Source organism: Micrococcus sp. HOU01 (assembly GCF_035609305.1).
GTDB classification, from domain to species: Bacteria; Actinomycetota; Actinomycetes; order Actinomycetales; family Micrococcaceae; genus Micrococcus; species Micrococcus luteus.
The window spans coordinates 2,065,095-2,085,275 of the sequence record NZ_CP141211.1 but is presented as its reverse complement, the minus strand read 5'-3'; the positions used below and the strand labels follow the sequence as shown (position 1 = coordinate 2,085,275).

The 20,181-nt window shown below is 68.3% G+C and carries 21 protein-coding genes and 1 tRNA gene; 18 read left to right on the top strand and 4 right to left on the bottom strand.

Features of this window, described 5'->3' with window-relative positions; all coding sequences use genetic code 11:
- The first annotated feature begins 10 nt into the window (after window positions 1-10).
- Window positions 11-1,921, top strand: a complete 1,911-nt coding sequence (gene dnaG / locus SOY78_RS09595) for a DNA primase (RefSeq protein WP_317676310.1) — start codon at window positions 11-13, stop codon at window positions 1,919-1,921.
- Between the two features lie 81 nt (window positions 1,922-2,002).
- Here the strand turns inward: dnaG and SOY78_RS09590 are convergent, their stop codons facing one another.
- Entirely contained in the window at window positions 2,003-2,668 is a 666-nt protein-coding gene (locus SOY78_RS09590; protein ID WP_317676309.1) for a PepSY domain-containing protein, read from the bottom strand.
- Between the two features lie 204 nt (window positions 2,669-2,872).
- Between SOY78_RS09590 and SOY78_RS09585 the strand changes: the two genes are divergently transcribed.
- Window positions 2,873-2,944, top strand: a tRNA-Asn gene (locus SOY78_RS09585).
- Here the strand turns inward: SOY78_RS09585 and SOY78_RS11800 are convergent.
- Window positions 2,906-3,196 (bottom strand): helix-turn-helix domain-containing protein, encoded by a 291-nt coding sequence (locus SOY78_RS11800; protein ID WP_369441070.1) that lies wholly within the window; start codon window positions 3,194-3,196, stop codon window positions 2,906-2,908. The two genes, SOY78_RS09585 and SOY78_RS11800, sit on opposite strands and share 39 nt — an antisense overlap.
- A 154-nt stretch (window positions 3,197-3,350) precedes the next feature.
- Here SOY78_RS11800 and SOY78_RS09575 point away from each other — a divergent pair, with 154 nt between their 5' ends.
- From SOY78_RS09575 to SOY78_RS09560, 4 genes are read left to right on the top strand one after another with little or no spacing between them, the layout of a single operon-like run.
- The gene (locus SOY78_RS09575; RefSeq protein WP_078025801.1) at window positions 3,351-3,593 is read left to right on the top strand and encodes a helix-turn-helix domain-containing protein; all 243 of its coding nucleotides are present in this window, start codon (window positions 3,351-3,353) and stop codon (window positions 3,591-3,593) included.
- A complete protein-coding gene (locus SOY78_RS09570) occupies window positions 3,590-4,426 on the top strand; it encodes a helix-turn-helix domain-containing protein (RefSeq protein ID WP_324701476.1) in 837 nt (278 codons plus the stop codon). Before SOY78_RS09575 ends, SOY78_RS09570 begins: the two co-directional genes overlap by 4 nt.
- The gene (locus SOY78_RS09565; protein WP_317676306.1) at window positions 4,423-5,556 is read left to right on the top strand and encodes a DUF2637 domain-containing protein; all 1,134 of its coding nucleotides are present in this window, start codon (window positions 4,423-4,425) and stop codon (window positions 5,554-5,556) included. The genes SOY78_RS09570 and SOY78_RS09565 overlap by 4 nt, the downstream gene beginning before the upstream one ends.
- A complete protein-coding gene (locus SOY78_RS09560; RefSeq protein WP_324701475.1) occupies window positions 5,553-5,948 on the top strand; it encodes a helix-turn-helix domain-containing protein in 396 nt (131 codons plus the stop codon). The genes SOY78_RS09565 and SOY78_RS09560 overlap by 4 nt, the downstream gene beginning before the upstream one ends.
- On the opposite strand, the gene SOY78_RS09555 is transcribed toward SOY78_RS09560, so the two are convergent.
- Window positions 5,939-7,282, bottom strand: a complete 1,344-nt coding sequence (locus SOY78_RS09555; protein WP_010078807.1) for an IS256-like element ISMlu11 family transposase — start codon at window positions 7,280-7,282, stop codon at window positions 5,939-5,941. The two genes, SOY78_RS09560 and SOY78_RS09555, sit on opposite strands and share 10 nt — an antisense overlap.
- Window positions 7,283-7,351: 69 nt before the next feature.
- On the opposite strand from SOY78_RS09555, the gene SOY78_RS09550 reads away from it, so the two are divergent.
- The 9 genes from SOY78_RS09550 to SOY78_RS09510 all read left to right on the top strand — a co-directional run bounded on the left by SOY78_RS09550 (window position 7,352) and on the right by SOY78_RS09510 (window position 16,224).
- Window positions 7,352-8,053, top strand: coding sequence for a hypothetical protein (locus SOY78_RS09550; RefSeq protein WP_324701474.1), 702 nt, complete (start codon window positions 7,352-7,354; stop codon window positions 8,051-8,053).
- On the top strand, window positions 8,053-8,898 hold the full coding sequence (locus SOY78_RS09545) for an RNA polymerase sigma factor (protein WP_317676304.1): 846 nt from the start codon (window positions 8,053-8,055) through the stop codon (window positions 8,896-8,898). The genes SOY78_RS09550 and SOY78_RS09545 overlap by 1 nt, the downstream gene beginning before the upstream one ends.
- Window positions 8,895-9,194: a hypothetical protein gene (locus SOY78_RS09540; protein ID WP_317676303.1), complete on the top strand. Its 300-nt coding sequence runs from the start codon at window positions 8,895-8,897 to the stop codon at window positions 9,192-9,194. Before SOY78_RS09545 ends, SOY78_RS09540 begins: the two co-directional genes overlap by 4 nt.
- A gap of 85 nt (window positions 9,195-9,279) precedes the next feature.
- Window positions 9,280-9,933: a hypothetical protein gene (locus SOY78_RS09535; protein WP_317676302.1), complete on the top strand. Its 654-nt coding sequence runs from the start codon at window positions 9,280-9,282 to the stop codon at window positions 9,931-9,933.
- Between the two features lie 181 nt (window positions 9,934-10,114).
- Complete coding sequence (locus SOY78_RS09530; protein WP_317676301.1) at window positions 10,115-10,420, top strand: hypothetical protein; 306 nt, start codon at window positions 10,115-10,117, stop codon at window positions 10,418-10,420.
- A 32-nt stretch (window positions 10,421-10,452) separates the two neighbouring features.
- Complete coding sequence (locus SOY78_RS09525) at window positions 10,453-11,493, top strand: type IV secretion system protein (protein ID WP_317676300.1); 1,041 nt, start codon at window positions 10,453-10,455, stop codon at window positions 11,491-11,493.
- The gene (locus SOY78_RS09520; RefSeq protein WP_317676299.1) at window positions 11,493-13,082 is read left to right on the top strand and encodes a PrgI family protein; all 1,590 of its coding nucleotides are present in this window, start codon (window positions 11,493-11,495) and stop codon (window positions 13,080-13,082) included. Before SOY78_RS09525 ends, SOY78_RS09520 begins: the two co-directional genes overlap by 1 nt.
- Window positions 13,082-14,584, top strand: coding sequence for a conjugal transfer protein TraC (locus SOY78_RS09515; RefSeq protein ID WP_317676298.1), 1,503 nt, complete (start codon window positions 13,082-13,084; stop codon window positions 14,582-14,584). Before SOY78_RS09520 ends, SOY78_RS09515 begins: the two co-directional genes overlap by 1 nt.
- Entirely contained in the window at window positions 14,584-16,224 is a 1,641-nt protein-coding gene (locus SOY78_RS09510) for a type IV secretory system conjugative DNA transfer family protein (RefSeq protein ID WP_324701473.1), read from the top strand. The genes SOY78_RS09515 and SOY78_RS09510 overlap by 1 nt, the downstream gene beginning before the upstream one ends.
- On the opposite strand, the gene SOY78_RS09505 is transcribed toward SOY78_RS09510, so the two are convergent.
- A protein-coding gene (locus tag SOY78_RS09505) for an IS5 family transposase (protein ID WP_324701358.1) occupies window positions 16,154-17,048 on the bottom strand; the annotation gives its coding sequence in 2 pieces (ribosomal slippage) (window positions 16,154-16,690 and window positions 16,692-17,048; 894 coding nt in all). The genes SOY78_RS09510 and SOY78_RS09505 overlap by 71 nt on opposite strands.
- Window positions 17,049-17,159: 111 nt before the next feature.
- Here SOY78_RS09505 and SOY78_RS09500 point away from each other — a divergent pair.
- The 3 genes from SOY78_RS09500 (at window position 17,160) to SOY78_RS09490 (ending at window position 18,880) form a co-directional block, all read left to right on the top strand.
- Entirely contained in the window at window positions 17,160-17,429 is a 270-nt protein-coding gene (locus SOY78_RS09500) for a hypothetical protein (RefSeq protein ID WP_324701472.1), read from the top strand.
- 4 nt (window positions 17,430-17,433) lie between these two features.
- Entirely contained in the window at window positions 17,434-17,814 is a 381-nt protein-coding gene (locus SOY78_RS09495) for a hypothetical protein (RefSeq protein WP_317676296.1), read from the top strand.
- A gap of 268 nt (window positions 17,815-18,082) precedes the next feature.
- A complete protein-coding gene (locus SOY78_RS09490; RefSeq protein ID WP_324701471.1) occupies window positions 18,083-18,880 on the top strand; it encodes a hypothetical protein in 798 nt (265 codons plus the stop codon).
- Window positions 18,881-20,181: the final 1,301 nt, after the last annotated feature.

Below are 20,181 nucleotides of genomic sequence, written 5' to 3'. Positions count from 1 at the left end.
AATGGTCCGCATGGCTGGACTGATCGTGCGCAAGGACATCGACCTCGTCCGCGAGCGCACGGATCTGAAGGCCGTCGTGGAGGAGTTCGTCACCCTGCGCTCGGCGGGCGTGGGCTCATTCAAGGGGCTGTGCCCGTTCCACGACGAGCGGACGCCGTCGTTCCACGTGCGCCCCGGCGTGGGCACCTACCACTGCTTCGGCTGCGGCGCGCACGGGGACGTCATCAGCTTCCTCATGGAACTCGAGCACACCACCTTCATGGAGACCGTGGAGCGACTGGCGTCCCGCGTGGGGGTGGAGCTGCACTACGAGGACGGCGGCACCGGCCCGGACAAGGCGGAGACGGGGCGCCGTCGTCGTCTGTTCGAGGCGAACAAGGTGGCGGACGAGTTCTTCCGTCGTGCCCTCGGCTCGCCCGAGGCGCAGGCCGCCCGCGACTTCCTCACCCAGCGGGGATTCACACAGGAGCACGCGGCGCAGTTCGGCCTCGGATATGCCCCGCAGGGGTGGTCGCATCTGCTGGACCACCTCCGGCAGCGCGGCTTCCGGGACGAGGAGCTGCGCGCCTCCGGGCTGGTGTCCGAGGGACAGCGCGGCCTGTACGACCGGTTCCGCGGCCGTCTGCTCTGGCCCATCCGGGACATGACCGGCGCGACCATCGGCTTCGGCGCGCGCAAGCTGTACGACGACGACCCCGGGCCCAAGTACCTCAACACCCCCGAGACGCCGCTCTACAAGAAGTCGCAGGTGCTCTACGGGATCGACCTGGCCAAGCGGACCATCGCCAAGGAGCGTCAGCTGGTGCTCGTCGAGGGCTACACGGACGTGATGGCGGCCCACCTGGCCGGCGTCGGGACGGCGGTGGCCACGTGCGGCACCGCGTTCGGCGCGGACCACATCAAGGTGGCCCGCCGCCTGATCTCCGACGACGGCACGGGCGGCGAGGTGATCTTCACCTTCGACGGCGACGAGGCCGGGCAGAAGGCCGCGCTCAAGGCGTTCGACGAGGACCACCGCTTCCTCGCCAAGACGTTCGTGGCCGTGGAGCCCAGCGGCATGGACCCGTGCGATCTGCGCATGCAGAAGGGCGACGAGGCGGTGCGCGCGCTCATCGCCTCGCGGCGGCCGCTCTTCGAGTTCGCGATCCGGGCCGGGCTCAAGGACTACGACCTGGACACCGTGGAGGGCCGCGCCGGCGCCCTGCGCCATGCCGCTCCGATCGTGGCGGGCATCAAGGACGCCGTCCTGCGTCCCGGCTACGAGCGGGAGCTGGCCGGCTGGCTCGGCCTGGACCCGAACGCCGTGCACCGCGCCGTGGCCGCGGCCGGGCGCGCGCCGCGGCGGGGTCCCGAGCCCGAGGCGCGGCCGGCCCCGGCGGACGACGGGGAGGCGATCGGTCCCCAGGGCCGCCACGGGGAGGCTGCCGCCCCGGCGCCGCGGATCGTGGTGCCGGTGGATCCGCGCGACCCCGTCGCCCGCCGGGAGCGGGAGTCCCTCGAGGTGGTGCTGCAGCATCCGACCCTGCTCTCCGCGGAGCAGTGGACCGCGCTGTACGCCGCCCGCTTCACGGTCCCGCAGTACGCCGCCGTCCACCAGGGCGTGAAGATGGCCGGGTCGGCGGGGGCGACGCCGCAGCGCTGGGTGGACGCCGTGCGGGATGCCGTGCCCCAGGAGGTGGCCGGCGTCGTGTCCGAACTGGCCGTCCGCGACCTGCCCGCCCGCACTCCCGAGGATGTGGACCGGTACTGCCGGGACATCATGAACCGCCTGTTCGCCCTGCAGATCGTGCACCGCAAGGAGGAGCTGCTCGGGCGCCTGCAGCGGCTCGGCCCCGAGGGCGACCCCGCCGAGTTCACCCGCCTCAACAGCGAGCTCATGGAATTGGAGGCGCGCCGCCGGGCCCTCCGCGCCGACGACTGACCCCCACCCGTTTTCGTTCGGGAAACGGCGGCTTCAGGGGCGTTTTCGTTCGGGAAACGGCGGTCCGCCAGCCGCGCGGCGTCAGTGCTCGTCGACCGTGAGCACCTCGCCGGACGTGGCGTCGATCTCGACCTCGGGGCCGTCGGAGCCGTCCTCGCGGTCGAACCCGACCTCCCACTGGAGGGTACCGTTGTCGTCGTCCAGGTCCATCTCGTCCAGGGTCACCCCGTCACGGCCCTCCCGGGCGGTGTCGAGGGCTTGCTTGGCGGTGACCTCGGCCTCCTTCGCCTTCTGGACGTCCTCGGAATCCGACTCGCGGTCGGTCTCGGTGATGTCGCCGTCGGCGGTGACGTCCAGCTCCTTCACCTCCTCGCCCACCACGACGTCAACCTCCCAGGTCGTGTCATCGTCGTTGGCATCCACCGCGACGATGATGCCGTCGGCGTACTTCTCCAGGACCGCGTCGATCACCGCGTAGGCGGGCTCGTCGGCCTGGCCGGTGGCCGAGCCGCTGCCGGCCGCGGCGGCCGTCGACGAGGCCGAAGCGGAGGAGGCTGATGACGACGCCGAGCCCGACGCGTCGTCCGTGGCGGGGGTGCTCGCCAGGGACGAGGAAGCGTCGACCTCCGGCGAGGCGGAGCCGTCGTCGCCGTTGTCAGACGTGGTGCCGCAGGCCGCGAGGGCGAGGGCGGCGAGCATGCCCGTGCCGGTCAGGGCGGTCTTGCGCGTGAGGGTCGTGATGGTCATGGACACGTCTCTCCTTCGGGTCCGTTCCTGATGGTTCTGGGGGTGTCCGCGCACCGTAGGCCCGCCGGAACCGTGCCTGGCAAGGGCCCGGTCCCCGGGCATGGGTAGGACGACGACGGCGCCCCGCGGCCGGGTGGCGCGCAGGCAGGGGCTCTGGTAGAGTTCCATCCGTTGTCCGAACGGCTCCGGTGGTTCGCGGCACATTCCCCCGTAGCTCAACGGCAGAGCATTCGACTGTTAATCGAAGGGTTGTTGGTTCGAATCCAACCGGGGGAGCCGAGCAGAGGCCCCTGCACCGACCATGTCGGTGTGGGGGCTTCTTCGTGCCTGGAGGATGACCGGGCCGAGCAGTTCCGCGAGCGTGATGTCGAAGACCTCCGCGATGGTGGCCAGCTCCTCCAACGTAAAGGCCACCCGCGCGCGAAGCCGGTGTGAGATGCCGCTCTGTGAGACGCCGAGCGCCGCTGCTAGGTCCGCCTGGCGTTTGCCGGAGCGGGCGAGCCAAGCGCGCACCTCTGCGGCGACCATCGAATTGAAATCCGAGCCGCTCTCCTCGTTCGAGTTCGTCATGGGCAAGACCCTATGGCTCAGGCGAACGGAGCACAAGGTCAGAGAAAAAAATTTGCGATGACCGCAAGACGAGGGCTGGGCAGATATGCGTACAGCGCATACAGTGTGGGCCATGAGCAATCACACCCGTTGCGTCAGGTCGAACCTGGCAGCCGAAATCAGTAGACGAGACCTAACCCAGGCCCGCGCAGCGGCACTGGCCGGTCTCACCCCGGACGGTCTTTCCAAGCGGATGTCCGGGCAGGTCGAATTCCGCCTAGGCGAGCTGCTGGAGCTCGCCCGTGTCCTGGGCGTGCCGTTCGCGACGTTGGTAGCCGGCATCGATGCTGCAGATGAACAGCTGGCCGAGGCATGAACGGCTATTCACTTCAGCTGGCCTACACCCCAGAGGCGGCTCGAGAAGTCACAGACCAGATCAAGACCGGCCTGGAGTCCGTGTACCACCTGATCCGGTCCGCGTATCGGGGGCGGGCTTGGGAAGTTCTGGGGTACCGGAGCTGGGACGAGTACGTGACTCGGGAGTTCGGCAACTTGCATCTTCGGCCACCGCTGGAAAAGCGACAGGACATCGTGCTGTCCCTCCGTGAGGTGGGGATGAGTACTAGGGCGATCGCATCCGCGACACAGATCAGTGAGGCCACGGTGCGGCGGGAGCTTAAGCACGCAGGTGCGTCAAAAGACGCACCTGGACGTGCACCGGCCTCCGTCGTCGGGGTCGACGGGAAGACCTACGAGGTCACGAGGCCCGCTCGCATTGGAAACCTCGAGCCCTCCATGGGGGTCCGAGGTGGTCAAAGTGATGTTGACGCGGTCTTGGACATGCCGGCCGAGGACTTCGGGATCGAACCGCTGGACTTGGTCCGGCACGACGAGGAACAGAAGGGCCGCGCGCGTCGGGTGCTGACTGCGTTCAACGGGTCGGGTGCGGCCGCGGTGCCAGCGCTGATCAAGGCGGCTACCCCGGTGGCCTCGCTGGTGTCGCCCGCGACGGGTAAGGCGCTGGTCGAGGACGAGGACCTTCACGGGGTCGTGTGGGACTCGGTGCGGTGCGTGCGGACGCTGGCGCACGTGATCCGGTCCGTGGGTCATGTGGACGGTCAGTCCCAGGCGGAGATCCGGTCGACGCTGCGGGATGCGGTGGACAACCTGGATGAGGTGCTGAAGAAGATCGAGGAGGGCACGCGATGAGCGCGCAGCAGATGTGGGAGGCCCGAACGTCTGGGCCGAAAAGGGCGGAAGCCCCGGCCAGCGTGCAGGCTGTCGGGGCTTCCGAAAACGCTCAATCCGAGACGGTGCACATTCCAAAGAACACGCTGGTCGAGCACTCGAAGGATAGCACCGGGGCGCGGCCCACGGGCAGTGGGATTCGGTCGCTTCCCCGCCGGGTGAACCCGAACGATGGCCGGTTCATCCGGGCTGTGGTGGCCGGGACCGCTGTGGCCGGTCTGGTGGCGTTCTCCATCTCGTTCGCGGCGCTGTACGAGGTCGCGGCGTGGCTGGGGCTGCCGCCGTTCATGCATTGGGCAGTGCCGGTCTTCATCGACCTGGCGATCCTCGTCTACGCGGGCTCCGTCCTGGTGCACGAGTCCCGAGGGGAGTCCGCGCGGGCGTCGTGGTGGGCGCTGGGGGCGTTCACGGGCCTGTCGATGATCGCCAACGGGGCGCATGCGTGGAGTGCTGAGAACGCGAGCGTGTGGCAGTCCGTGGTGGGTGCGCTCATCGCGGTGATGGTTCCGGTGGCGGTGTTCGTGGCCACGGATCAGCTGGCGCGGGTCGCGGTGGAGAACCCGGACTCGCGGCGGGCCGAGCGCGCATCGCAGGTGTCGGAGGAAGCAGAGCAGCTGAAGGCTCAGGCAGAGCTGGATCGTCAGCGCGCGGAGCTGGAGGCCGAACTCGCGGCGAGCCGCCGGCAGATTGAGGCCCAGCGGCGCGAGGCCGAGCGGGAGGCCGAGGTGGCCGAGGCTCGGCACCGGCAGGAGCTGGAGCGGATGGAGCGTCAGGCCAAACTCGAGACCGAGCGCGAGGACCGTGAGGTTCAGCCGGCCGTGGTCGAGGAATCGCAGGTTGCCCAGGGGGTCGAGGTCGTCGAGGCCGTGGCGTCGTCAGAGCCGGTCGTCGCAGAGACGAAGACGGTGGAGAAGGCATCGGGTGCGGACATCACCGCATGGATCGTGGCCCGTGCGCAGGAGGGCCAGGTGCCCTCTGCAGCGGAGGTCGCAGAGCAGTTCGGGTGCTCAGAGCGCACCGGGCGTCGCCGCTTGGCCGATGCCCGTAAGACGCACGCTGAGGCGTTCGGGACCGGGGAGGAGCAGGCATGAGCATCGAAGCGATGAAGTGGGCGCAGAAAGTCGCGGAGACGGGCCAGCTCAACACCGGCCAGGCGTTCGTGCTTTTGCTGCTGGGTGACCATGCGGACGAGGCGTGGTCGTGCCACCCGAGCCAGGAGTTGTTGGCCAGGAGGTCGGCCCAGACGGTGCGTTCGGTGGAGCGGCACATCGCCCGCCTGCGAGACCTGGGCCTGGTGGACACCGAGTCTCGGTACGGGGACGGGCGCGGGCGGATCGGCTTGAGGTACTACCTCCGCGAAGAGGCCCTGAACGGCCTTGTCCAAGACCGCGAGACCCGCATGAACACGCGACCCGACAATCTGTCGGGTAAATCTGAGACGGGCGTGTCAACTTGTCTGTGTAAGCGGGGTGGTCACAGGTAGGGGTTGATCCGGTCGGGGTAGGCCGCGGCGAGCTGGGCGAGGGCCTGCTTCCAGTTCGTGACGGCCTGACCTTCGACGAGCCGGCCCTGGGCTTTGCGCTGGCCGGCGGGTTTGCCCCGGTCCCGAGCGCGTTCGGCGGCGCGTTTGTCTTCGATGTTGCAGATCGCGAGCCAGAGCAGCTTCACCGCCGCCTCGGTCGAGGGGAAGTGGCCGCGGTTCTTGGTCACCTTCCGTAGCTGGAAGTTCAGCGACTCGATGCTGTTGGTCGTGTAGATGACCTTGCGGAGCATGGGTGGGAACTGCAGGAACGGGATGAACCGCTCCCAGGAGTTCGCCCAGGTCGCGGCTGCAGACGGGTACTTCGTGCCGAGCTCGGAGGCCTCGAACTCGGCCAGCGCCTTCCTCGCGGTCTCTTCGTTGGGGGCGGTGTAGATCGGCTTCAGCGCGGCGGCGACCTTCTTGCGGTCCTGGTAGGCCACGAACCGCATCGCGGCCCGGATCAGGTGAACCACGCAGGTCTGGACCATCGAGTCCGGCCACGTCGCCTCGATCGCCTCCGGCAGGCCCTTGAGCCCGTCGCAGCACACGATCAGCACGTCCTGCACGCCCCGGTTGGCGAGATCGGCGCAGACGTGGGCCCAGAACGCCGAGCCCTCGGTGTCCTGGACCCAGATCCCCAGCACGTGCTTGATGCCCTCGAGGTCCACGCCGACGGCGATGTAGGCGGCACGGTTGAGGACCTGGCTGTTCTCTCGGATCTTGATCCGGATTGCGTCGAGATAGATCACCGGATAGAACTCCTCCAGCGGCCGCGACTGCCACGCCAGGACCTCTTCGCTCACGGCGTCGGTGATGTTGGAGATCGTCTCGTGCGACAGGTCCGTGCCGATCGTGGAGGCCAGGTGGTGCTGGATGTCCCGGATCGTCATTCCGCCGGCATAGAGGCTGATGATCATGTCATCCAGGCCCCCGAGGCGCCGCTGGCCCTTGGGCACCAGGCGCGGGGTGAACGACCCGCCCCGGTCTCGCGGGACGTCCAGCTCGATCGGCCCGACCTCGGACTCCACGGTCTTCGGGGTGGTCCCGTTGCGGGAGTTGGCGTGCTTCGGCGCCTCGCTCGAGCCCTTCTCGTAGCCCAGATGGCTGGTCAGCTCGGCCTGCAGGCCCCGCTCGAGCGCGGCCTTGACCAGCGCGGGCACGAACCCGCCGTCACCGGTGAGCTCGACGCCGCCCGCGTCGATCTGCGCGAATAGGGAATCAAGCTGCCCTGAGGCTTTCAGCTGCTCGACCAGGTCCTGGCCCGAGGGCTCGCCTGGGTTCTTCTCGTCGGTCATGGTCATGATTCTTACCGTTCCTCTCGGTACGGCTTACACAGACCATCTGACACGCCCTCTGAGACCCGCATGAACACGCGACCCGACAATCTGTCGGGTAAATCTGAGACCCGCATGAACACGCGACCCGAAAACCTGTCGGGTAAATCTGAGACCCGCATGAACACGCGACCCGAAAACCTGTCGGGTGAGTCGACTCACCGGACAATTTCGGCGGACTCACCCGACAATCGCGACTTTGCCGACTATAAGGATCGCGCGCGGACTAACCCTCAAGAACCCTCATCTGTCCGTCCGTCAGTCCGTCAGTCCGGTGCAGTGCGCGCGGAGACGACGACGGACGACGGACGACGGACCGATCAGGCCATCGACGGTGGGGAAGCCGTGGGGCTGGTCCATCGGGGTGTGGTCCTGGCGGACCTGGTTCAGCGGGTGCCGGCGGCTGCGGACCTCGGAGACGGGCAACTGCGGTCCATCGTGGACGTGGTCTTGGCGCGAGCCTCGGGGCCGGTGCGCAAGCCCACGGCCTTCGTGGCGCGGTCGTTGGCCTCGGAGTTCGAGGAGTTGGTCGCGGTGACCCGGCCCCGGCCGGTCGCCGTGGCTCAGGCTCCGGCTGCTTCGGGGCAGGTGCGTGAGCTGCGGACCGGTGAGCCGTGCCAGGACCCGGACGTGCACGTCCCGGCGTATGGGCAGGCTGTGCTTGCGGACTGCCCGCACTGCCGGCTGGAGCGTCGGGCGATGCCACGGGCATTGATGGAGGCGGTGGACTGATGACCGGGCAGGCGGACCGGGTGGCTCCGGCGGGGATGGTGCTGGTGACCGGGGACGAGCTGGCGGAAGCGGTGGCCTCGGTGCGAGGCACGGTGGTGGCCGTGCTCGGACCCTCGGGCAACGGCGACGTCGTGGAGGACGTGCTCCAGAGCACGTGGGAGTCCGCGTGGCACTCCCGGGAGCGGTTCGATCCGGACCGGGGTTCCCTGCGGACCTGGGTCGGCACCATCGCCCGGAACCGAGCGGTCGATCATCTGCGGGCGGTCGGCCGGTCGCGGGCGGGCCAGGAGGCGCTGGAGGCTTCCGCGGTGGCGCGGGAGAAGACTGCGGTGTCGATGGTCATGGAGGACCCGGCCGAGGCTGTGGTTGAAGCGCTGGCTGCACACCGGGAAGTCGCGGAGGTGATGCGGGTGGTCGAGTCGGTCATGGAGTCCTCGGAGATGACGGCCCGTGCCCTGGCCGTGGTGCTGGCGTTCGGGGATGACGTCGTGGCGGCATCGGAGACGATGGGCGTCTCGGTGACCGCACTGCGTCAGGCCCGGCGTGAGCTGGTGCGCTGTGCCCGGGTGGTCCGGGCGGCGCAGGAGGTGGCCCGTTCGGGGCAGGCGGTGACGATGCGCGTGCTGATCGGCTGCCTTCCCGACGACGGGGACGCGGGGGACTGGGCGCGGCAGGTCGCGTTGGCCTGCGCGCAGGCGGGGGGCCGGATGGAAGCGGTCACGGTCGAGGACGTCATGCAGGCCACCGGGTTCAGCCACTCCACGAGTCGGCAGTACCTGGCCGAGACACGGCACCTGCTGAGGGTGGCGACAACGGTGATCCGAAACGAGAGGGCAGAGAAGTGAGAGAGCAGACGGAGTTCGAGCAGAGCCATGACGGGCCGGAGGGTCAGGAGCCGCGCGTGGTCTACGTAGAGCGGGACCGAGGGCTGTTCGCGTCCGTGCGGCGACTGCGCCAGCGCACGGGTGAGGCCGGGTGGCGGTGGGTGGCGGAGTCCGTGGACGCGCCGCTGCCGACGTCGTGGCAGGAGCGTGTACCGGACAGGTGGGACTCGGCCCGGGGTCGGTGGGTGATCGCGGCCGTGGCGCTGGCAGTGCTCGTCGTGTGGGTGCTGGTGGTGGTGCAGGCGATGGCGGGCTGACAGACCTTCGCGGTGGCGACCGCGAACCCAGGACGAGACACGACAACGAAGCAAGACGCGTCAGACGAGCGACGAGGAGTCGGACATGTTGAACGGAATCAACCCAGACGGGCTGTCGGGGTGGTCTCAGATCAGTGGATGGGTGGTCGGGACGGCGCTGGTCGTGCTGATCCTGGCGGTGGGCGCTGGCGTGGTGCTGGCGGTGTGGGGCAGGGCCTTGTTTTCGCCTGGCGGGATGCGGAAGGGGTGGACGATGGTCGCGTTGGCGGCGGTGGGGGCGACGGTGCTGGGCGCTGGCACGGCCGGCGCGAGCTGGGGGGCTGGGCTGGGTACGAGCGAGCTGATGCCCGCCGGGGCCAGGCCACAGTCGGTCGCGATCGAGAAGAACGCCCCGAAGCAGACCTGCAACCGGCAGGCGGTGCGCGACTTCGACGACGAGGATCCGAAACCCTCACGGAGGGATCGGGAGGCTCTGCTGAAACGGCTGGCTGGTGATGACGTGGCTGTGGCGGGCTACGAGATGGGCAAGGACGAGGGCGTCTCCACGGACGGCATCGTGTCCCTGAAGTGGTACGCCCAGGCGGTTTCCACCGATGGCACGGCTGATTGTTCGGCGGCGAACGAGACGGCTACGGAGTGCTCGGAGATCGAGGTCCACATCAACCGGCTGTCGGGCGACATCTACACGGATGCGGTAGTGAAGGTGAAGGCTCCGGGAGCGAACTGCTCGGCGGCCTGACGGTCCCGGGGGTGGCCCCCGTTTCCTGCTGTGGCAGGGGACGGGGGCTTTCTCGTGTCCGGGGAGGCGACATGCGTGGCGGTGCGGCGCGTCGTACATCTGGCAGCGGGCAGGAGTTGCCCGTTCGGTCCGGAAGGTATCCGGGCCGTCGTCACATCACATCCCTACGGGAGGACCTCTGATGAGCAACCTGATTCACGCGGCCACCACGGTGGCTGCCGGTGTCCCGGACATCGCACCGCGCTTCGACGGGCCGTGGATGCCCACCATCCAGAACGTCACGGGCCTGGCGTTGGGCACCTTCCTGGTCGTCCTGATCGTTGCCGTCGGCATCGGCGTGCTGGTCTGGATCTTCGGCAAGCTCTCCTCGAGTGGCCGCGCGCAGGACGTGGGTATCAGCTTCGTGGTCTGGGGCGTCTTGGCTGCGGCCCTGATCGCCGGTGCTGCGGGCCTGATCGGCTGGGGCGCGGGCCTGCCGCTGTTCTGAGGTCCTGAGCGCACTCACGGAGGGAGAGAACGATGTGGGAGAAGGACTTCGAGGAGTTCCTGCGGGGTTCGATCCTGGGGCTGGCGAAGGCCGCTGCCGGGCTGATCGAGCAGGCTTTCTCCGTGGGTGCGCTGACCCCGGAGTGGTGGGTCACGGTCGTCGGCGGTCAGGTCACTACGACGGTGGCCGGTGGCGAGAGCACGGTGATCGACCACCCGGGGATGCTGAACATCATCGTGGTGGCGATGATTCCGCTGCTGGTGATCTTCGTGGCCGTGCAGGTCGTGCTCTCGGCGGTGCGCGGGTCCACGGCGGGCATGGTGCGCGCGTTCCTGGCGGCGGTGTTCAGCATCCCGGCGACCTACGTGGTGGTCGGGCTGGTGTGGATGGCGATGGGGGCGACTCAGCAGCTGACCTTGTGGATCTTGCGGGTCGGTTCCGGTGGCACCGATGGCGAGGACGAGGCGGTGGCCGGCGTGCTGGGACTGTTCGGTCTGACCTATGACGCGGCCAACGACAAGATCCTGCTGGACGAGAACTTCGCGCAGTGGGAGATGGCCAGCGAGAACTCGGAGAACGGGATGATCGTGGTCGCGGTGATCATCGCGTTGGTGATCTTCTTCGCCTGCTTCGTGCTGATGGCGATGATGATCTTCCGTCTGGTGCTGATTCTGATCTTGGCCTCGTTCGCGCCCCCGGCGATCTTCTCGCTGGCCCTGGAGCCGGCCAAGGCGCTGGCGGGGCGGTGGCTGTCGATGATGCTGGGGCTGATCATGGCCGGGCCGCTCGCAGCCGCCGTCGTGCGGCTGGGCATGGCGATGGCGGCATTGTCCACGGATTGGGTGCAGACCGTGGCTGGCATGGTGCTGGTGTTCGTGGCCGCGGCCATGCCGATCTTCATGCTTGCGATCACCGCGTGGCTGGCTGGCGGTGCCGGGCAGGCTGAGCAGGCGGGCGTGATGGCCGCGAGCCGGGCCGGGCGTGGAGCAGTGAATTCGATGCGGGGCGTTTCGGCGCGGGCTGGCCGGATGCGCCAGCGTGCCGGGGCGATGGTGATGCGAGGAGGCCGCTGATGGCAACGATGATTCAGGAGTCGATGGACTCGGAGTACGACGACGTCCGGTTCCCCCAGGAACGGACTCAGGGACTGATCCTGGGGCTGACCCTGGAGCAGGTGATCGTGGTTCTGGCCGGTGTGCTGATCGGCATGGCGTTCATTCTGCGTGGCGGGCCGGCCATGTTCGTGGGCATCGGGCTGATGGCCGTGATCGGCGCGTTCGGTGCGACTCGGTTCCGTGGCCGGTCCCTGCCTGGCTGGGTGTGGGTGGCGGCGCAGTACCTGCGGCGGGGGACAACGGATCAGCTCGAGTACCGCCAGGGGATGGCCCCGGCACACGTGCTGGAGCTGGTGGACGGCGAGCCGCAGGCACCCGTGAGCGAGGCAGGGCCGCAGGCCCAGCGTGATGCGAAGGGGCGGATCAAGCCGGGTGAGCCGGCACGGTTCCGGCTGCCGGGTGTGGCCGGAGAGCTGATGGTCTACGCGATGCCCAACGGGGCCGGGTTCGTCTGGGACCCGCGCGCCCGGGAAGCGGTGGTCTGCGCGAAGGTCATGACGACGCGGGGCTTTGACCTGGAGTCCTTCGACGCTCAGGAGGAACGGTCCCTGTCGTGGGGATCGTCGCTGGCGGCGCTGTCGCGTCTGCCGGGTGTGGTGCGGATTCAGGCTTCGGATCAGACGACGCTCATCTCTGGTGCGGCCGTGGAGGACTTCTACGAGTCCAAGCAGGAGGGCGCGGGCCGGACAGGGGCAAGCATCGACCCGTTCCTGGACCAGGCGTTCCGTGAGCTGATGAAGGAGGCCCAGTCGATGCCGGTGCACGAGCAGTGGCTGACGCTGGTGGTCTCCCCGTCGAAGATCACCTCTCAGGTCAAGGCGCTCGGCGGGGGCACCCCGGCGCTCATGGAGCACATGGTCAAGCTGATGACGACGGTGGAGAGCACGCTGCCGCGCTCGGGGACCCAGGTGACCGCCTGGCACTCCCCGCGCACGCTGGCCGGCCTCTCGCGGTCGGCATTCGACCCGGACGCCTCGGTGATGGTCTCGACCATGAAGGCGGACGGGAAGACGGCGGGCACCGCGCCCTCGAGCGCGGGACCGATGGCCGTGGAGGTCCATGCGGGCCACATGGTCACGGACGGGAACTACCACCGCACCTACAAGGTCTCCGAGCTGCCGCAGAACCTGGCCCGGCTGGGGTTCCTGGACGAGCTGGTGTTCGCCGGGGACTTCCGGCACACGGTCTCGGTGTTCCTGGCGCCGGTGGAGCGTGGGGCCGCGGTGCGGTCCGTGCAGCGGCGCAAGACGGACTGGCACACGAACTCGCGGCTGATGAACAAGCTCGGTCGCATCGGTTCGTTGGAACATGACCAGTCCCTGGAGGACGTCGAGCGTGAGGAGGCCGAGCTGCGGCGTCGGCACACGGGCGTGGAGGTCGTCGTGCTGGTCACGGTGACCGGGGCCTCGCGGTCCGAACTGGAGTCCGCGGCGGCGGAGGTCGTGGCCTCCGGGATCACGGCCGAGTGCGAGCTGCGCCCGGTGTGGATGGAGCAGGACGCGGCGTTCGTGGCCGGCGCCCTGCCGTTCGGAAGGATGAAGCTCTGATGCGTGAAGAACCGAAGGTCGATCTGTTCCAGATCATCGAACCGGGCAAGATGTCCCTGCGTGAGGCCAGGGTTGCTCAGCGGAAAATGAAGATGGCGCAGGCGCAGGCGCGGCGTCTGCGCAACCGGGAGGCGCGGGAGGAGCGGTTCCCTCAGCCGCAGTGGGGCAAGGCCGGACCGCGCGGGACACGGCAGCTGCGGGGGCTGCGCACGCTGGCCCCGCGGCCGGTTCGCACGACGACGCACACGGCCTCGACGGCGTACCCGTTCGTGGCCGGCCCCGGTCTGGGTGCGCGCGGGCTGATGATCGGCAAGGACATGCACGGCGGCGGCGCGTTCTGCTTCGACCCGTGGGCGCTCTATGAGGCCGGGATCATTTCGGGCATGTCCATGATGCTGTTCGGCCAGGTCGGCACCGGGAAGTCGTCGCTGGCCAAGTCGCTGGCGGTGCGGCAGGTGCTGGCCGGGCGCAAGCTCTCGGTGGCCTCGGACAAGAAGGGCGAGTGGACCCGTGTGGTCAAGGGCCTGGGTGGATCGGTGATCCAGGTCGGCCCTGGCCTGGACACGCGCCTGAACCCGCTGGACCCGGGCACCCGGCCCTCGACTGACGTTCAGGGCGAGCCGATGACGGACCGGGCGTGGGCCTCGATGGTGCGGACCCGGCGCATGTCCATCTTGGTGGCCCTGGTGAAGATCCTCACCGACCGGGACATGACCTCTCCCGAGCACCACGTGCTCTCGGCGGGCCTGGACGCGGCCGTGGCGGTCGCGGACGCCGAGGGCCGGCCGCCGATCATCCCGGACGTGATCCGGGCGCTGGACGCGGCCCGCGCGGACCCGGACGCGATGAAGGCGGAGGCCGCGTCGGTGACGATGATGACGTTGGGTCGCGTGTCCTCCGGTGACCTGGCCGGCATGTTCGACGGGGAGACCACGGTCGTCCTGGATGAGCAGGCGTGCGCGACGAGCATCGACACCTCCGCGTTGCTGGGTGCCTCCCCGGAGGCGGTGCGCGTGGTGAACGCGTGCGCGGGCGCGTGGACCGAAGCGATGGTCACTACGCGCGATGGCGGGCAGCGGATCGTGATCTACGAAGAGGGCTGGGACAACATCAGCTCCGAGGCCGACCTGCGGCGCATGGTCGAGCAGTGGAAGCTCAGCCGCGCGTACGGCATCTTCAACGTGCTCGTGCTGCACAAGATCGCTGACCTGGACATGGCTGGTGATCAGAGCTCGAAGATGGCCGCGATGGCCCGGTCTCTGCTGGCCGACGCGGACGTGAAGGTGATCTACCGGCAGGACCGGTCCGCGCTGAAGATCACGACGTCGGAGATGGAGCTGTCCGACCGGGAGCGGTCCCTGGTGCGGTCCCTGCCCAAGGGCACGGGCCTGTGGCGGCTGGGGGATTCCTCGTTCGAGGTGCAGAACGTGCTCACGCGGGCCGAGCTGCCGCTGTTCGACACGGACGAGCGCATGGACAAGGCGAAGGAGGCGGTGGCCTGATGCGACGCGAACGTGGCAACAACGCGGTCCTCGAGGGGGACAACCCGGCCGAGACGGCGCTGATCTGGCTCATCGGTCCGGCCGTGCTGCTCTACGGGGCGTACCTGCTGGCCGGGTTCCTGGCCGGGCGTATCCACTGTGGAGCACCGACCAAGCCGGACTCGCTGTTCGCGCCGCTGGGCTTCCTCGTGGGCGAGCACGACCCGGCCGCGTTCGGGACCACCGTCCAGGGATGCACGGCGACCACCGGCGGGGTCATCGGCTGGCTGATCGGTCTGGGGGTGCTGGCCCTCGTGCTGCTCGGCGTGGCGGTGACGGCGTGGAGCCGGTACCAGCAGTCGGACAAGAAGTTCATCAAGGAGCTGCGTGAGCGCGAGGGCCTGGCCCGGTCTGCGGAGATCACCAAGACGGTGGGCCGCAAGTCGGTGCTGTCCCGGGTGAAGAAGGTCCGGCCCTCGATCAAGAAGCCGGCCATCACGGACGGGGCCATGCGTCTGGGCAAGGCCGAGGGCGTGGACGTGTTCGCGTCCTACGAGGAGTCGGTGGTGCTGATCGGCCCGCCGCGCTCGGGCAAGGGCGTGCACCTGCTGATCGGTGCGATTCTCGACGCACCCGGCCCGGTCATCACGACCAGCTCTCGCGCGGACAACCTGGGGGCCACGGCCGAGCTGCGCAAGAAGAAGGGGCCGGTGGCCCTGTTCGACCCGCAGGGACTGACCGGTCAGCCCTCCACGCTGAAGTGGTCCCCGATCACGGGCTGCGAAGAGCCGCGTGTGGCGAATCAGCGGGCGTCGTCACTGATCGGTGCCTCCGGCCTGGGGTCCTCCAGCTCGAACGCGGAATGGCAGGCCCCGGCGATCACGATCATGGAGTGCCTGCTGCACGCCGCGGCGCTGGGTGAGCGCACCGTGGATGATCTGATGCGGTGGGGCAACAACCCGGCCGAGGCCAAGGAAGCCGTGAAGATCCTCACCGAGCATCCCAAGGCCGCGCTGAACTGGAACCTGGTGCTCAAGGGCATCATCGAGGGCGACCCGAAGCTGCTCCAGTCCAAGTGGTTCGGCGTCGAGGGCGCGGTCAAGGGGCTGTCGGTGCCCGAGGTCCGCGACGTACTGCGACCCAACCGGTTCGAGGAGACCCTGGACATCGACAAGTTCCTCACCGAGTGCGGGACGCTCTACATCGTGGGCACCAAGACCGGCGGCTCGTCGGCCGGCCCATTCCTGATCGCGATGATGGACGCCATCACCGAGCGTGCCCGCGAGCTGGCGGCGAAGTCGCCCGGGAACCGGCTGGACCCGCCGCTGTCCCTGGTGCTCGATGAGATCGCGAACATCTCCGGCGCCTGGCCGGGGCTGACCCAGCTGATGGCTGACGGCGGCGGCGTGGGCATCTCCCCGTTCGCGGTGTTCCAGTCGATGGCTCAGGCCCGCAACGAGTGGGGCGAGCAGCAGGCCCAGGCGCTGTTCGACGCGGCCACGGTCAAGATCCAGCTCGGGGGTGCCTCGAACGTGTCCGACCTGGAGCAGTTCGCCAAGCTGGCCGGCCAGCGCAAGATCATGCGGACCTCTAGGGCATGTCTGACAATCGTTTGGACCATGCGATCACAGCATTCAGCACCACAGCGGCCCTGTAGATGATCGCGTACTTGTCATACCGGGTCGCCAGACCCCGCCACTGCTTCAGGTGAGCGTACTGACGCTCGATGACGTTGCGGCCCTTGTAGGCGTCCGCGTCGAGGCCAATGGGGCGCCCGCCGCGGGCACCGCGCCGTCTGCGGTGGCCCTGCTGGTCGGCCGGTTCGGGGATGACCGCTTTGATCCCACGGGCGCGTAGGTGGGTGCGGATCGCCCGGGAGGAGTACGCCTTATCGCCCAGCACCGCCGCAGGGCGGGTCCGGGGCCGCCCTACTGGCCGGGTCACGCGCAGCTGCTCCAGAAGAGGAAGCGGCATCGGGGAGTCCCCTGCCTGGCCGGGGGTGATCAGGCTGACCAGCGGCAGCCCGGTCCCATCGACGAGCTGATGGATCTTCGTGCTCAGCCCGCCACGGGAGCGCCCGATGCCGTGATCGGCCGGCTCCTCACGCGGATTCTTGTAGTTCGATCCATCCCCCTGTGTGGCGGGTGATGTTCGTCGCGTGCTGGTGGGCGCGGGCGATCGTGGAGTCCACCGAGACCGACCAATCGATCAGGCCTTCGGCGTCAGCGGCGGCGGTCAGCGTGGCCAGCACCGTGTCCCAGGTGCCTTCTTCGGCCAAGCGCCGATGCCAGGTCCACACGGTCTGCCAGGGCCCGTAGACCTCGGGCAGATCCCTCCAAGCGATTCCGCACCGGTACCGGTAGATGATCGCCTCCACCATGGTGCGGGCGTCGGCGAACGGCCTGCCGGCGCGGCCGGTCCGGGTCGGGAGCATCGGGGCGATCAACTCCCATTGGGCGTCGGAGAGCATCTGGAACCGGGACATGTCCCCAGGGTCTCAGCTGACTCGTGCATCTATTCTCAGACACGCCCTAAGTCGCGCGGCAAGGACCACACCTCGGTCTCCGAGCAGATCCACGACACCGAGGTCGTCTCGGTGGCGGAGCTGCGTCGGCTGCCGTTCGGGTGGGGGGTCCTGCTGAACCGTAACGGCCGGCCGATCCTGATGCAGATGACCCGCTGGTGGGACCGCAAGGACGGCAAGCAGATCAAGGAGGCCGCGGGGCGGTACTCGAAGGCGCTGCTGGCCGAGCTGGAGTCCAAGGACCCGGCCCCGTCCACACCGACCGACGCGGACCGGGCCGAGGACTCCGTGGCGGCGTTGGACCCGGTGCCGGAGACAACCCCGGCGATCCCGGTGCGGTGAGGGCATGGGCAGGTTCGGGCTGCATCGCACCGGCTCGGCCGAGTACAAGCGGTACCTGCGGTCTCAGGCCTGGGGGTACAGGCGGGTGCGGTGGTTCGCAGACTGCCGGCAGGGCGGCCAAGAGCCGGCCTGCCAGGTCTGCGGGATCACGCTGACCGAGGCTGGGACCCTGGACCTACACCACGTCTCCTACAAGGGCGTGGGCCAGGACGAGGAGGGCCGGTGGCAGGCCCGTGAAGCGCACAACGACCTGATGCCGTTGTGCCGGGACCATCACCAGCGGCTGCATCAGATCATGGACGGCAAGAAGGAGTTCTTTGGATGGGACCGCAGGCGGGCCACGGTCGTGATCGTGGCCAGGATGATCCGGCAGAGGCAGGCATGAGCACGGACGGGGGTGCACGGTGCCATGTCTGCCAGCGGCCCGTCTCCACGAGGTGGCACTGCACCGATGGACGGCACCTGGACCGCGCCGAGTGTCGTGCCGCCGGCGGAATCGGGGTGTGGTTGTGCGGGACGTGCGAGGACGCTGCGCATCGCTACATGCGCTCGACCGGGGCAGGCGGGCGCGAGGCCGTTGAGGAGCTGTTCGTCCGGCTCGAGCGGCTGTTGGGCGGGCCAGCACGCCGGTACACGAGGGAAGGACGGAACTGATGGCATCGCCCTGGGTTGAAGACGACGAGCTCACGGACTGGGAGGGGCCGGCGGCCGCCGATGACGACGGACAGACGGGGACTCCGCTGCCCTACGTTGACCCGGAGGTCGCCGCGGAACTCGCGGGCGAGGGTCCGCCGGTGTGGATGGGCACGCGGTGGCGGGAGATCGAGGCCGAGCTCCAGTGGGAGGCGTGGAACACGCTGCGCCGCTGGGTGGACTGGTTCGTGGCCGAGTACCGGCTGGTGACCTCGGTAGTGCCACCCTGCTGGTACAAGCACTCGGACCTCACCGCCGAGCTGTACGCGGCCATGTGCATGGAGTACAAGGTCTGGGAGGAGCAGGCTCCAGGGCTGGGGCCGATGATGATGTGGCATCCCCACGTGGAGATGCTCACCGCGCGTCTGCGTCGCATGGTGGATGAGGCCGGCTGTGCGAAGACCGGGGCGCATAAGGACCCCGAGGCGTACGGGGATCGGCCTGCGTTCACGTTGGACTACGACGAGGACAACTTCACGGCCTGGGCTGGTACCACCCGTGAACAGGACACCCTCGAACGGCCCGAAGAAGGCGTTCAGTACCTACGCGCCCGTGTGCTCAACGGCGACGGGGACGAGGTGGCCGTGTCGAATCCCGTGGGCCTGGCGGCTCGTCGGACGCCGTCGAACGTGACCGCTGAGGTGGTGACGACGTCCTCCACTCCGACAGAGCCGAGCGTGCGCGTGCTCGTGTCGAGCACTGACCCGGACGTGGAGGTCGAGTGGCAGACCTCCACGGACGGGGACCTTTGGTCCTAACCGACCCGGCCAGCGCGTGGCCCCGAGTGCGACGGGCGCATTCCGAGGTTAGGGCCGGTCGTCATGCGTACCGTCTGCGTCCTCACGGAGCGCACGCCCCACCTACGCAGCCCACCGCACCACCGACTCCCTTCGCCAGGCAGGAGCCACCCGGCCACCCACTCCCTCAATTGCTGCATCGGTACCGCCTGCCCCAAGGAACGGAGGAGACTCAGTGGTCCGCCCTGTACCTATAGCAGCCGAGCAGACGCGAGGAGGAGGCCACCGGGACGTAGCGGGAGTGTCGGCACACTTGGGCTCACGGGCGCGTGGATTGTGCTCGGCGGCGTGGTGTTGGGCGCCTTGATCGCAGGCGGGGTGGCGTTACTGACGGACAAGCTGGCAGATGACCACGCCAGACACGCTAAGAGGAAGGAACACGCAGCCAGTATCGGTGCAGAGTGCCTCCGCGAGGTTGACGGTGTTCAACAGCACCTGCTCGACGGTGTCCATGAGCACGGCGCCGTGCCGGGCGACGACGGAGAATGGGGTGAGACGCCCAAGGTGGCACGGATCGCTCAGGCTATTAGCTCTACAACCCGTAGACAATGTCGCTGCAGAGCTTGTGGACGTTTTCGAGACATGGGAATCAGACGCTGATGGGCGAGGCCGGGACGTTCCGGAGATCCACCAACGGTTCGTCAACGTGCTGCGGGTGTATCTCCACTGTGCGGACAACTGACGACGAAACAGGCGGCTTTAGGCATGGAAGGTCCGGCCACGAATCTCGTCCGAACACCACGGCACACGTTGACCAACCGGTATACCCCATTGCAGGCCTCCACGCGAGCAGCGCATCAGGTAGAACCTCCTTGAGGGCAATTGGACACATACTGAAGGAGGTTCTGAGGTGTATCTAGGTGGCGGCAGCAAGGGCCCTTTGTCACACCATAAAAGGAGAGCCGCAAACAAGGCAGTAAAGAACCGCGGTGTGATCCTCGGGGATCTTAACCGGTTCGAACTGGTGGCAAGGTGAAGTCACGATGGTCATGTCATCCGGTTCCACTAGGGGTTCTGCCGGCCTGAGCGTTTCGTCACGCCCCCGCTTGTACTGGAGTCCCTTCTTGCCACGAAACATTGACTCAAGCTCCACATGCGCAATCTCATACATTCGGGCTCTAGCCGCCCTTTCGAGCAGTTCAATCTGTTCCGGGGTGTACCACGAGTCGTCAGGGGCCGGTCGTCCACACAATGGGCAGTTGTAGGCGGGGGGTCGGGCGTGGTTCTCGGCCTCTTCATTAGCCGGGCCGCTATGCCACTTG

Bases quoted from the DNA above. Each gene is read 5' to 3' on its own strand.
- dnaG (WP_317676310.1), top strand. From the start codon at position 11: ATGGCTGGACTGATCGTGCGCAAGGACATCGACCTCGTCCGCGAGCGC.
- SOY78_RS09590 (WP_317676309.1), bottom strand. From the start codon at position 2,668: ATGACCATCACGACCCTCACGCGCAAGACCGCCCTGACCGGCACGGGC.
- SOY78_RS11800 (WP_369441070.1), bottom strand. From the start codon at position 3,196: ATGGTCGCCGCAGAGGTGCGCGCTTGGCTCGCCCGCTCCGGCAAACGC.
- SOY78_RS09575 (WP_078025801.1), top strand. From the start codon at position 3,351: ATGAGCAATCACACCCGTTGCGTCAGGTCGAACCTGGCAGCCGAAATC.
- SOY78_RS09570 (WP_324701476.1), top strand. From the start codon at position 3,590: ATGAACGGCTATTCACTTCAGCTGGCCTACACCCCAGAGGCGGCTCGA.
- SOY78_RS09565 (WP_317676306.1), top strand. From the start codon at position 4,423: ATGAGCGCGCAGCAGATGTGGGAGGCCCGAACGTCTGGGCCGAAAAGG.
- SOY78_RS09560 (WP_324701475.1), top strand. From the start codon at position 5,553: ATGAGCATCGAAGCGATGAAGTGGGCGCAGAAAGTCGCGGAGACGGGC.
- SOY78_RS09555 (WP_010078807.1), bottom strand. From the start codon at position 7,282: ATGACCGACGAGAAGAACCCAGGCGAGCCCTCGGGCCAGGACCTGGTC.
- SOY78_RS09550 (WP_324701474.1), top strand. From the start codon at position 7,352: ATGAACACGCGACCCGACAATCTGTCGGGTAAATCTGAGACCCGCATG.
- SOY78_RS09545 (WP_317676304.1), top strand. From the start codon at position 8,053: ATGACCGGGCAGGCGGACCGGGTGGCTCCGGCGGGGATGGTGCTGGTG.
- SOY78_RS09535 (WP_317676302.1), top strand. From the start codon at position 9,280: ATGTTGAACGGAATCAACCCAGACGGGCTGTCGGGGTGGTCTCAGATC.
- SOY78_RS09530 (WP_317676301.1), top strand. From the start codon at position 10,115: ATGAGCAACCTGATTCACGCGGCCACCACGGTGGCTGCCGGTGTCCCG.
- SOY78_RS09525 (WP_317676300.1), top strand. From the start codon at position 10,453: ATGTGGGAGAAGGACTTCGAGGAGTTCCTGCGGGGTTCGATCCTGGGG.
- SOY78_RS09520 (WP_317676299.1), top strand. From the start codon at position 11,493: ATGGCAACGATGATTCAGGAGTCGATGGACTCGGAGTACGACGACGTC.
- SOY78_RS09515 (WP_317676298.1), top strand. From the start codon at position 13,082: ATGCGTGAAGAACCGAAGGTCGATCTGTTCCAGATCATCGAACCGGGC.
- SOY78_RS09510 (WP_324701473.1), top strand. From the start codon at position 14,584: ATGCGACGCGAACGTGGCAACAACGCGGTCCTCGAGGGGGACAACCCG.
- SOY78_RS09495 (WP_317676296.1), top strand. From the start codon at position 17,434: ATGGGCAGGTTCGGGCTGCATCGCACCGGCTCGGCCGAGTACAAGCGG.
- SOY78_RS09490 (WP_324701471.1), top strand. From the start codon at position 18,083: ATGGCATCGCCCTGGGTTGAAGACGACGAGCTCACGGACTGGGAGGGG.